The sequence below is a fragment of the Shewanella morhuae genome (assembly GCF_900156405.1).
Lineage (GTDB): Bacteria > Pseudomonadota > Gammaproteobacteria > Enterobacterales > Shewanellaceae > Shewanella > Shewanella morhuae.
The window spans coordinates 111,083-123,878 of sequence record NZ_FTNN01000008.1 but is presented as its reverse complement, the minus strand read 5'-3'; the positions used below and the strand labels follow the sequence as shown (position 1 = coordinate 123,878).

General features: G+C 44.8%; 8 protein-coding genes. 4 read left to right on the top strand and 4 right to left on the bottom strand.

The annotated features are described in order from the left end of the window. Positions 1–172: 172 nt before the first annotated feature. From BW947_RS11265 to sdhC, 4 genes are read right to left on the bottom strand one after another with little or no spacing between them, the layout of a single operon-like run. The gene (locus tag BW947_RS11265) at positions 173–880 is read right to left on the bottom strand and encodes a succinate dehydrogenase iron-sulfur subunit (protein ID WP_076499625.1); all 708 of its coding nucleotides are present in this window, start codon (positions 878–880) and stop codon (positions 173–175) included. 11 nt (positions 881–891) lie between these two features. Continuing rightward, positions 892–2,658: a succinate dehydrogenase flavoprotein subunit gene (gene sdhA, locus BW947_RS11260; protein ID WP_076499623.1), complete on the bottom strand. Its 1,767-nt coding sequence runs from the start codon at positions 2,656–2,658 to the stop codon at positions 892–894. Then, a complete protein-coding gene (gene sdhD, locus BW947_RS11255) occupies positions 2,659–3,006 on the bottom strand; it encodes a succinate dehydrogenase, hydrophobic membrane anchor protein (RefSeq protein WP_076499621.1) in 348 nt (115 codons plus the stop codon). Continuing rightward, positions 3,000–3,395 carry a succinate dehydrogenase, cytochrome b556 subunit gene (gene sdhC, locus BW947_RS11250; protein ID WP_076499620.1) on the bottom strand — a complete coding sequence of 132 codons (396 nt, stop codon included), beginning with the start codon at positions 3,393–3,395 and terminating at the stop codon, positions 3,000–3,002. The genes sdhD and sdhC overlap by 7 nt, the downstream gene beginning before the upstream one ends. Before the next feature lie 417 nt (positions 3,396–3,812). On the opposite strand from sdhC, the gene BW947_RS11245 reads away from it, so the two are divergent. The 4 genes from BW947_RS11245 (at position 3,813) to BW947_RS11230 (ending at position 12,765) form a co-directional block, all read left to right on the top strand. After that, a complete protein-coding gene (locus tag BW947_RS11245; protein WP_076499618.1) occupies positions 3,813–5,099 on the top strand; it encodes a citrate synthase in 1,287 nt (428 codons plus the stop codon). Between the two features lie 287 nt (positions 5,100–5,386). Then, complete coding sequence (locus BW947_RS11240; RefSeq protein ID WP_076499775.1) at positions 5,387–6,451, top strand: efflux RND transporter periplasmic adaptor subunit; 1,065 nt, start codon at positions 5,387–5,389, stop codon at positions 6,449–6,451. Positions 6,452–6,463: 12 nt separating this feature from the next. Then, the gene (locus BW947_RS11235; protein WP_076499616.1) at positions 6,464–9,721 is read left to right on the top strand and encodes an efflux RND transporter permease subunit; all 3,258 of its coding nucleotides are present in this window, start codon (positions 6,464–6,466) and stop codon (positions 9,719–9,721) included. Continuing rightward, complete coding sequence (locus BW947_RS11230) at positions 9,718–12,765, top strand: efflux RND transporter permease subunit (protein WP_076499614.1); 3,048 nt, start codon at positions 9,718–9,720, stop codon at positions 12,763–12,765. Before BW947_RS11235 ends, BW947_RS11230 begins: the two co-directional genes overlap by 4 nt. The last annotated feature ends 31 nt before the right edge of the window (positions 12,766–12,796 follow it).

The window sequence follows — 12,796 nt, the reverse complement described above, 5'->3', positions numbered from 1 at the left end:
ATTAAATATGCAGTCAGTAGAGATTACCTTCGACGCATAATTCTGCCGCCCCTAGATATCCAGATATACGGCGCGTTGTCATCCATTACATACGCAAAAGAGCCACCTTCTGCTTCCAGAAAGTGACTCTTTGAGAGCTATATTATTATTGGTTTCAGCTCGGGTTCTCGCATTACACTGCTCGCTTCAACAGCATGGACTTAATATGACCAATTGCTTTAGTCGGATTAAGACCTTTTGGACACACGTCAACGCAGTTCATGATGCCGTGGCAACGGAACACGCTATAGGCGTCGTCCAGCTCAGATAAACGTTCTTCTGTTGCTGTGTCGCGACTGTCGATCAAGAAACGGTAAGCATGAAGCAGACCGCTTGGACCGATAAACTTATCAGGATTCCACCAGAATGATGGGCAAGCCGTAGAACAACAGGCACACATGATACATTCGTACAGACCATCTAAATGAGCACGCTCTTCAGGTGATTGTAAGTGTTCACGGGCTGGTGCTTTCTCATCATTGATGAGGTAAGGCTTGATCTTCTCATACTGCTTATAGAACTGAGTTAAATCAACAACTAAGTCACGAACAACTGGCATCCCTGGTAATGGACGTATTTCTAATTTCTTACCTTTAAAGGTTGAAATTGGCGTAATACAAGCCAAACCATTTTTACCATTCATGTTGACGCCATCACTACCACACACACCTTCACGGCACGAGCGACGGAATGACAAAGTTGGATCTTGCTCTTTCAACTTGATCAGTGCATCAAGCACCATCATGTCTGAGCCTTCAGCCACTTCTAAGTTGTAATCCTGCATATACGGTTTAGTATCTACATCAGGATTGTAGCGATAAACTGCAAATGTCAATTTCATCTTTGCAACTCCTAGTAGGTACGTTTCTTCGGCGGGAATGCTTCACGTAGCTTAGGTGCCATGTTGACTGCACGACGATCCATCATTTCAGTCGCAGGATCAAATAAGCTGTGGCATAACCAGTTCTCATCATCACGTTCTAAATAATCTTCACGTGAGTGAGCACCGCGGCTTTCAGTACGGAAGTTAGCTGCATAGGCCGTTGCGATTGCCGTTGCCATTAAGTTATCTAACTCTAAGCATTCAATACGTTGAGTATTGAACTCACGAGAGTTATCAGACAATTTAGCATTCGCAAGACGTTCACGGATCACTTTCAACTGCGCTAAGCCTTCAGCCATAGCATCGCCACGACGGAATACCGAGAAGTTTAACTGCATACACAGTTGCAGATCCTTACGGATTTGCGCAGGATCTTCGCCATCTTTGTTGCTTTCCCAACGATTTAAACGCGCGAGTGATGCTTGAACATTGGCATCGCTTGCGTCTTTTGGATCGTCAGTTTCATCTAAGGCTTTACCTAAATGCTGACCCGCTGCGCGGCCAAAGACCACTAAGTCGAGCAATGAGTTACCACCTAAGCGATTAGCACCATGTACCGATACACAGGCAATCTCACCTACAGCAAACAGGCCAATGATGTCATGTTCAGTGCCATCTTCATTCTTGCGAATAACTTGACCACTGACCTTAGTTGGCAAACCGCCCATCATATAGTGACAGGTTGGCAATACAGGGATTGGGCCATCAGCCGGATCGATATGAGCAAAAGTACGAGACAATTCACACACGCCTGGTAAACGTGCCTCAAGTGTTTCTTTGCCTAAGTGATCAAGCTTAAGTAACAGATGTGGACCTAATGGACCGTCTAAACCACGACCTTCGCGGATTTCAGTCATCATTGAACGTGCAACCACGTCGCGTGATGCCAAATCTTTCGCGTTAGGGGCATAACGCTCCATAAATCGCTCGCCGTCTTTGTTCAGCAGATAACCGCCTTCACCACGACAACCTTCAGTCACAAGTACACCCGCACCGGCGATGCCCGTTGGGTGGAACTGCCACATTTCCATATCTTGCATTTGTACGCCAGCACGCATCGCCATACCTACGCCGTCACCGGTGTTGATATGTGCGTTAGTGGTAGAAGCGTAGATACGCCCTGCTCCACCTGTTGCTAGAATTGTTGCTTTAGCTTTGAAATAAACGATATCACCCGTTTCAATTTCAATCGCAGTACAACCCACAACGACATCATCCTCGTTTTTAACGAGATCTAATGCATACCATTCTGAGAATACTTGCGTTTTATGCTTAACGTTTTGCTGGTATAAACAGTGAAGCAAAGCATGACCAGTACGGTCAGCCGCGGCTGCAGTACGTGCAGCTTGCTCGCCACCAAAGTTTCTAGATTGACCACCAAAAGGACGTTGGTAAATAGTGCCGTTATCAAAACGAGAAAAAGGTAAACCCATTTGCTCAAGTTCAATAACCGCTTCAGGACCGGTTTTACACATGAATTCAATCGCTTCTTGGTCGCCGATAAAATCGGAACCTTTCACGGTATCGTACATATGCTGTTCCCAATGATCTTCATGGGCGTTACCTAATGCAACGGTAATACCACCCTGCGCAGATACGGTATGAGAACGTGTTGGGAATACTTTTGATAAAAGCGCACAGCTTTTACCTTCTTTAGAAATTTGCAGCGCTGCACGCATACCAGCGCCGCCGGCACCGATCACTACAGCATCAAATTCGCGTACTGGAATACTCACTTAGACACCCCACACAATAACAATGCCGGCCGCTAAATAACAAAATACGGTAACGACAAAGATGAACTGTAAAACACCACGTAACGACGTGCACTTGACGTAATCTGTCAGCACTTGCCATACACCAATCCAAGCGTGTACGAGCAATGCTACCAACGCAAGAAGTGTAAACACTTTCATTGGTAGCGTGCTAAATAGACTATGCCAGACATCGTAAGTGAGAGGGGAACTACATGCAATAAAGCCTACTAAAAATATAGAATAACAGGCGAGGATCACTGCACTAGCGCGTATAAGAATAAAGTCATGAACTCCACTGCGTCCAAAACTTGCTGCATTGGTTACCATACCCATATCCCCGCTACAATTGAAAAGGCTACCGTCAATACAAACACAGCTTTCGCTGATACGGTACCCGAAGCCAACTCTTCCCAACGTCCGGTATCCATTACTAAGTGGCGCAGGCCACCAAATAAATGGAAGGCTAATGCCGTCAAAATACCCCATATGATGAACTTCATGATGAAGTGATCAAATAGAGACTGAACGCCAGCAAAGCTTTCTGCGGATGCTAAAGATGAATTTAGCAACCAAATAAGAATGCCAACTGCGAACAGCATGATGACACCGGAAACACGGTGAAGAATTGACACAATCGCTGTTGCAGGAAAGCGAATGGTCTGCAGATCTAAATGGACAGGTCTTTGCTTTTTCACGTTCTGCTCACTCAGCTCCATTGAGCATTTTTTTGTTATGTGAACCGCTTTTGTACAAACTTTAAACCAATAGGTAATTTAAGGCAAAAGTAAACACAAAAGCAAAGTTTAAACAAACAGTTAACTATCTGGGCACAGATTATTTAATTTCTAAATAAAGCGTGTTTTATAATCGTTGTTTGCGGCCATTATTAGGCGGAGGCAAGTATACTCGCGGGAAATGTCAAATACAAACATCACAGAATGCAAATTATGTTTTTTTTGTGCAGATATCCTCGTAAGTGCCAGTTGCAGCAAGGAAAGTAAAGAGTTTTATACCATGGTCTAACAAATTTAAACGCTTATTTAAATTGAAATGTGATCTAGAATAGCTGTACAGTAATGGCGTTTTTGAAGTACCGCACTCACAGAGTAAGAACTAAGTAAGGAGAACGGGGTATGGCTGATTTAAAAGCCAAATTAGAATTACCAGGGAACGACTCGATAGAATTGCCAATAAAGCAAGGATCAGCTGGTTTTGACGTAATCGATATTAGTAAGCTTGGCAGCAAGGGTTACTTTACCTTTGACCCAGGTTTTCTAGCGACTGCTTCTTGTGAATCTGCAATTACCTTTATTGATGGTGATCTGGGCATATTGCTACATCGTGGCTATCCAATCGATCAACTTGCTGTTGACTCCGATTACCTAGACCTATGTTATCTGTTGCTTTACGGTGAACTACCGACAAAAGCACAATATACTGAGTTTGTACATACAGTAAAAAATCATACAATGGTGCACGAGCAGCTAGCTTTCTTCTTTAGAGGCTTCCGTCGTGATGCTCACCCTATGGCCATGTTATGTGGTGTAACGGGCGCGCTATCTGCATTTTATCAAGACTCTTTAGATGTTAACGATCCACGTCACCGTGAAATCGCTGCTTATCGCTTGGTCTCAAAAATGCCGACTATTGCAGCAATGTGTTACAAGTATTCTTCAGGCCAGCCATTCGTTTACCCACGTAATGACTTAAGCTATGCGGGCAACTTCCTAAGCATGATGTTTGCAGTGCCGTGCGAAGAATACGTTGTTAATCCGATTGTTGAACGTGCCATGGACAGGATCTTCATTTTACATGCTGATCATGAACAAAACGCATCGACTTCAACCGTGCGTTTAGCGGGTTCTTCAGGCGCTAACCCATTTGCGTGTATCGCAGCGGGTATTGCGTCACTTTGGGGCCCTGCACACGGCGGCGCTAACGAAGCTTGCTTACAAATGTTAGAAGAAATCGGTTCAGTTGACCGTATTCCTGAATTCATTGAACGTGCTAAAGATAAGAATGATCCATTCCGTCTAATGGGCTTCGGACACCGTGTTTACAAGAACTTTGACCCTCGAGCCAAAGTTATGCGTGAAACCTGTCATGAAGTGCTGAAAGAGCTAAAAGTAAAAGATCCTCTATTGGATGTCGCCATGGAACTTGAGCGCATTGCGCTTGAAGACGAATACTTTATTTCTAAGAAGCTATATCCAAACGTCGATTTCTACTCTGGCATCATCATGAAAGCCATTGGTATTCCAACCAGTATGTTCACTGTGCTGTTTGCACTGGCACGCACTGTTGGCTGGATTGCTCACTGGAAAGAAATGTTAGATCAACCAGGGCACAAAATCAGCCGTCCTCGTCAGCTTTATACTGGCGAAAAAACGCGTAATTTTGTTGATTTAGATAAACGTTAAATCCCAGACTTTATGCATTTAAAAGCGCCTCAGGGCGCTTTTTTTATATCTCAATTCCCCTTAAATCAGCCCTTCCTCACACAAAACATATTGTTATAAATTATCACACCATTAACTATGCATGGTTATTTTCATCATTTATTAAACTTTTTGGCTACATTTGATGGTATCCACTAATAGCACGCCATCAACATCCAGAATAAGTAATTGAAATAAAACAAATTATAACATTGGCATATTTTGTGCTTTTACATGTCATCACGATAAATACAACCGGTAATACTCTTATGAGAAAGTCAAAAGTTGCTAAATTCATTCTGCCATTATTTATGATTTCAATGCTGGCAGCCTGTGGTGGAGAGGAAGTGGCCAAAAAAGAAGAAAAATATGCCATTCCCGTCGAAACCACTACAGTGAAGCAAGGAGACGTTTCCTCTTTTTATAGCACGACCGCCACTTTAGAAGCGCCGCAAGAAGCCAATGTCGTCAGCCGTATTTCTGGATTGATTGAATCACTTACTGTTGAAGAAGGCGATCGTGTTCAAAAGGGTCAAGTGCTCGCTGTTATCGATGCAAAAAGGCAACAATACGATTTAGACCGCTCAGAAGCTGAAGTAAAAATTATTGAGCAAGAATTAAACCGTCTTAAAAAGATGGGCAACAGAGAATTTATTAGCGCCGACTCAATGGCCAAGCTCGAATATAACTTGCAAGCGGCTATTGCAAAAAAAGATCTCGCCAAGCTGCAAGTCACAGAAAGCCAAGTGGTGTCACCCATCAGTGGCGTAGTCGCTAAGCGTTATGTAAAAGCGGGCAATATGGCCAAGGAATACGGCGATCTTTTTTACATCGTTAACCAAGATGAGCTGCACGGCATCGTACATTTACCAGAGCAACAACTGGCAAGTTTAAAACTCGGCCAAGAGGCTCAAGTGTTTAGCAATCAACAAAGCAAGCGTGCTATTCATGCCAAAGTGTTGCGGATAAGCCCAATTGTTGACCCACAAAGCGGCACTTTTAAGGTAACACTCGCTGTACCTAACCAAGATGCACGTCTTAAAGCGGGCATGTTTACCCGTGTTGAACTTAAATATGATACCCATGAAAATGTTATCACTATCCCCTACAGCGCCTTGATTAACCAAGATGATAAACAAGCGTTGTATGTGATTGATGGGGCGAACGCTAATCGCCGAGAAATTGAAATTGGCTACCGTGAAGGGGATTTAGTCGAAGTTATTACTGGCATTAAACCCGGAGAGCAAGTTGTGACTCGTGGCCAGCAAAACCTGAAAGATCAATCATTAGTCGAAGTGATCACTCCACTCAATCTTATTTCTGCTAAAAACTGATTGGAGTCATTTATGTCAATTATCAGCACTTCAGTTAAACGACCCGTTACAGTGTGGATGTTCATGCTGGCGGTGATGTTATTCGGTATGGTGGGGTTTTCACGCTTGGCGGTTAAGTTACTGCCAGATTTGAGCTATCCCACGTTAACTATTCGCACTATGTATGACGGTGCAGCGCCTGTAGAAGTCGAGCAACTCGTCTCAAAACCAATTGAAGAAGCCGTTGGCGTGGTCAAAGGCTTACGCAAAATTAGCTCTATTTCACGATCGGGCATGTCAGATGTGGTGCTTGAGTTTGAATGGGGCACCACGATGGACATGGCGAGTTTAGATGTGCGTGAAAAGCTCGACACTATCGCCCTGCCATTAGATGTTAAAAAACCTTTATTGCTGCGTTTTAACCCTAACCTTGACCCAATTATGCGTCTGGCCTTATCGGTACCCAATGCCTCAGAAGCCAATCTTAAGCAAATGCGTACCTACGCAGAAGAAGAGCTTAAACGGCGCCTAGAAGCCCTTTCGGGTGTGGCTGCGGTGCGTTTATCGGGTGGTTTAGAGCAAGAAGTGCATATTCTGCTCAATCAAGAAAAACTATCGCAGCTCAATCTCAATGCCGATGACATTAAACGTCGCATTAACGAAGAAAACATTAACCTCTCTGCGGGTAAAGTCATCCAAGGTGATCGTGAATATTTAGTCAGAACACTCAATCAATTCAATTCATTGGAAGAACTTGGCCAAGTTATTGTCTATCGTAATGAACAAACCTTAGTGCGTTTATTTGAAGTTGCTACCATCACTGATGCCTATAAAGAGCGCAGTGATATCACCCGCATCGGTAGCCAAGAATCGATTGAGCTGGCCATTTATAAAGAAGGTGATGCTAATACCGTGGCCGTTGCCAAAAAACTGCGTGATGAACTGGCTAAAATCAATCAAGATCCGAAACAAAACAAACTCGAAGTGATTTACGACCAATCTGAGTTTATCGAAAGTGCCATCAGTGAAGTGACCTCTTCAGCGCTAATGGGCAGCGTATTATCTATGCTAGTGATTTACTTGTTCCTGCGTAACATCATCCCAACACTGATTATTTCTATCTCGATTCCTTTCTCCGTCATCGCCACATTCAATATGATGTATTTTGCCGATATCAGCTTAAACATCATGTCATTAGGTGGAATTGCGCTGGCCATTGGTTTATTGGTCGATAATGCCATTGTAGTATTAGAGAACATTGACCGTTGCCGTAGCGAAGGCATGAGTAAGTTAGATGCCGCAGTAACAGGCACAAAGGAAGTAGCTGGGGCGATTTTTGCCTCAACCCTCACCACTCTTGCGGTATTTGTGCCATTAGTATTTGTCGATGGTATTGCTGGCGCTCTGTTCTCAGACCAAGCGCTAACCGTTACCTTTGCGCTTTTAGCATCGCTGTTAGTTGCACTCACTTCTATTCCTATGTTGGCATCTCGCGAAGGTGTTAAAACCTTACCCGCACTGGAAAAAAAACCATCTACGGATAAACCTACCACTAAAATGGGTAAGTTTAAGCACTACAGTAAGACAGCATCTAGCTTCCCTATTCTTCTTATATTTAGTTACTTACCCAGAGCACTATTAACCTTAGTGCTTATTTTAAGCCGCTTATTTTCTTGGCTTATTGGGCTAGTCATGCGTCCTTTAAGCTCAGGGTTTAACTTTATCTACCACAGTATCGAGAAGGTTTATCACAAACTATTAGCCTTAGCGCTGCGCCAACAAATAATCACGCTACTGCTCACTATTGCGATAACGAGCGCGTGTATTAGCCTGTTACCTCGCCTAGGTATGGAGCTTATTCCGCCGATGAATCAGGGTGAGTTTTATGTAGAGATCCTGCTTCCGCCAGGAACTGCGGTGAGTGAAACCGATAAGGTATTACAACAACTCGCGTTGTCCATCAAGGACAAACCCGAAGTTAACCATGCTTATAGCCAAGCTGGTAGTGGTGGTTTGATGACATCAGACACCGCTCGCGGAGGTGAAAACTGGGGCCGTTTGCAAGTGGTACTCACAGATCACAGTGCCTATAACGCCATCACTCAAGTGCTGCGAGATACCGCGCGCCGCATTCCTGAACTTGAAGCTAAAATCGAACAACCTGAATTATTTAGCTTTAAAACGCCGTTAGAAATAGAACTCACGGGTTACGATTTAAACTTGCTCAAGCACAGCGCCGATAATCTAGTCAAAGCATTATCTGCATCGGATCGTTTTGCTGACGTCAATACCAGCCTGCGCGATGGTCAACCTGAGCTCAGTATCCGCTTTGACCATGCAAGATTAGCGGCGCTCGGAATGGATGCGCCAACGGTTGCCAACCGCATTGCCCAGCGCGTTGGCGGCACTATTGCCAGCCAGTACACTGTGCGTGACCGTAAAATTGATATTCTGGTACGCAGCGAACTTGCTGAGCGCGATCAAATTAGCGATATCGATGCTTTAATTATTAATCCAAACAGCAGCCAGCCTATTGCGTTAAGTGCTGTTGCCGAAGTTTCACTGCAATTAGGCCCCTCGGCGATTAACCGTATCAGCCAACAGCGCGTCGCACTTGTATCGGCGAATATCGCCTACGGAGACTTAAGTGATGCCGTGACACAGGCGCAGCAAATACTGTCGCAACAAGTGTTACCCGCATCGGTGCAAGCTCGTTTTGGTGGGCAGAATGAGGAAATGGAAAATTCATTCAAATCACTCAAAATTGCGCTTGTTTTAGCCATTTTCTTAGTCTATCTGGTGATGGCAAGTCAGTTTGAATCGCTATTGCATCCACTCCTAATTCTGTTTGCCGTGCCGATGGCTTTGGCAGGTAGCGTACTTGGACTTTATATCACCCAAACCCATTTGAGTGTGGTGGTATTTATCGGTCTTATCATGCTTGCGGGAATTGTAGTGAACAACGCGATTGTATTAGTTGATCGCATCAACCAACTGCGCCGCGAAGGCACCCAAAAGCTCGAGGCTATTCGCGCCGCCGCTAAGTCACGCCTACGCCCTATTATGATGACCACACTCACCACTACCTTAGGTTTATTGCCGATGGCGCTAGGATTAGGCGATGGCTCAGAGGTGCGTGCACCGATGGCGATTACAGTCATTTTTGGACTCAGTATATCAACCTTACTGACGTTAATTGTGCTGCCAGTGCTTTATGCGCTTTTCGATCGCAAGGAATATACCGTAGAAAGCTGTCAGATTGAGCATGATACACAGGAGGCTCGCCCATGAACCTCACTCGTTTAGCCATTAAGCGTCCCGTGACCACCAGCATGTTCTTCTTGGCTATTTTGCTATTTGGTCTGGCTTCAAGTCGTCTATTACCGCTAGAAATGTTCCCCGGTATCGATATACCGCAAATTGTGGTGCAAGTGCCTTACAAAGGCTCGACTCCGGCAGAAATCGAGCGCGATATCACCCGAGTGCTGGAGGAATCCCTCGCGACAATGGGCGGCATTGACGAGCTTGAGTCAGAATCGTCTCAAGAAGGCGCTGAAATCGAAATCAATATGAAGTGGGGGGAAAACGTCGGAACAAAGAGCCTAGAAGCGCGGGAAAAAATCGATGCGGTGCGCCATTTACTGCCTAAAGATGTTGAGCGAGTGTTTATCCGCCAATTTTCTACCGCCGATATGCCCGTGCTCACCATACGCATATCGAGCGACCGCGAGCTGTCGGGTGCATTCGACTTACTCGATAAACAGCTTAAACGTCCGCTTGAACGTGTTGAAGGCGTCTCTAAGGTTAGCCTCTACGGCGTTGAACAAAAACAGATTGAGGTACGCATTAATGCCGATAAACTTGCCGCCAGTGGCTTTTCAGTAACTAACTTGCAAGCACGCCTTGGCAGAGAGAACTTTATCATTAGCGCTGGCACACTCAGAGCCAGTAACCTTGTTTACCAAGTCTCGCCAAAAGGTGAGTTTAGAAACCTTGAAGATATTAAAGCGCTCATACTCAGTCCTGGTTTGACCTTAGGCGACATTGCTAAGGTGCAGTTTGCCCTGCCTGAACGCGTCGAAGGTCGCCATTTAGATCAACACTACGCTGTGGGTTTAGATGTGTTTAAAGAATCCGGCGCTAACTTAGTAGAAGTATCAGACCGTGTATTAAAGGTGATTTCTCAAGCCAAACAAGATCCTCAGTTTCAAGGTATTCGGCTATTTATCATGGAGGATCAAGCTTCTGGCGTAAAGTCATCGCTGGCTGACTTGCTACTTTCAGGCTTAATCGGCGCACTGCTGTCCTTTGTGGTGCTGTACTTATTTCTGCGTAATTTAAAAATGACTTTAGTGGTCGTGTCATCTGTACCGATTTCAATCGGTATGACACTCGCCGCCATGTACTTGCTCGGTTACAGCTTAAATATCCTGTCGATGATGGGACTTTTACTCGCCATCGGTATGTTAATTGATAACGCTGTGGTTGTGACCGAGAGCGTGCTGCAGGAAAAACAAGGTAAACACCCTAAGGATAATGAAGAGTCAGTCATGACGGGGGTCGATAAAGTGTCTCTCGCCGTATTAGCAGGTACTATGACCACCGCCATTGTATTTTTACCTAATATTTTTGGCGTGAAAGTCGAGCTGACGATTTTCCTTGAGCATGTTGCCATCGCGATTTGTATTTCCCTTGCCGCATCGCTACTGGTAGCTAAAACCTTGATCCCGTTGATGTTGACTAAGTTGCATTTTGATATAGCGCCCTCAAAAGGCCCCAGTAAGTTGCAGCGGTTTTACAACAGGAGCCTCAATTGGGTATTACTTAGGCCTTGGCGTTCAGGCTTTATCGCCGTGGCTATTCTCGCGTCCACCGCCCTGCCGCTATCTATGGTTAAACAGGATCAAGAGGACAGCCAGAGCAAGGAGCGAATTTACATTAACTATCAAGTGGAAGGTCGGCATAACCTCAATGTGACTGAGGCGATGGTTAACCAAATGGAAGAGTATCTTTATAATAATAAAGATAAATTTCATATTGACTCTGTCTACAGCTATTACGCACCCGACGATGGTTCGTCAGTTATTTTGCTAAAAAAAGATTTACCTATACCACTGGATGAGTTGAAAAAGAACATCCGCAGTGGTTTCCCTAAGTATGCTATCGCCAAACCGCAATTTGGTTGGGGGGATGATAACTCTGGCGTGCGCGTTACGCTCACAGGACGCTCAACCTCTGAGCTGATTAACTTAAGCGAACAGGTAATACCTTTACTACAAAATATCAAAGGATTACAAGACGTTCGCTCTGAGCTAAACGGCGCGCAGCAGGAAGTCGTTATCCGCATCGACAGACAAATGGCAGCACGGTTAGATTTAAAGCTCAATGAAATTGCTTCGAGTATTGCTATGGCGCTACGCGGTTCGCCGCTGCGATCCTTCCGTCATGATCCCAATGGCGAGCTACGTATCGAAATGGCCTACGACCAAGAATGGCAACAATCCTTAGAAAAACTCAAACAGTTACCCATAGTGCGTATCGATCAAAGGGTATACACCTTAGATAACTTAGCAAACATCAAGATCCAACCGCGCTTTGACACAATCAAACACTTTAATCGCCAAACGGCTTTGTCGATTGGTGCTAATTTAGAAAACCTCACCACAGAAGAGGCACAAACCAAGATCAAGCAAGTAATGGAGAATATCCATTTCCCGACGGGTTACGATTATTCTTTGCGCGGTGGTTTTGAGCGACAAGATGAAGACCAAAGTGTTATGACGACCAATATGTTATTGGCTATCGCAATGATTTATATCGTAATGGCAGCCTTATTTGAATCACTGTTATTACCGACAGCCATTATTACCTCGATTTTATTTTCTATTACTGGCGTATTTTGGGCGCTATTTATCACAGGTACGCCTATTTCGGTGATGGCCATGATAGGCATATTGATTTTAATGGGTATAGTGGTAAATAACGGCATCGTTCTGGTGGATCAGATTAATCAGATGACGCCAGATCTCGACAAATTATCCACTACCATTCGAGATGTGTGTATCACGCGTTTGCGCCCAGTATTAATGACAGTCGGCACTACGGTGCTGGGATTAGTACCGCTGGCAATGGGTGAGACCCAAATTGGTGGCGGCGGCCCGCCGTATTCGCCCATGGCTATTGCGATTATCGGAGGCTTGTCATTCTCGACTCTTACCAGCTTATATTTGGTGCCTTTGTGCTATCAAGCCTTATATAGGATGCGCCATCGCGCCGCGATTGGTTTAGGCCAAGCTGACCAATTCGCCCAAAAGCTGTTACCTTGGGCGCGATAATTACCCCGTCAAGTATCCGATTAAAATAGTG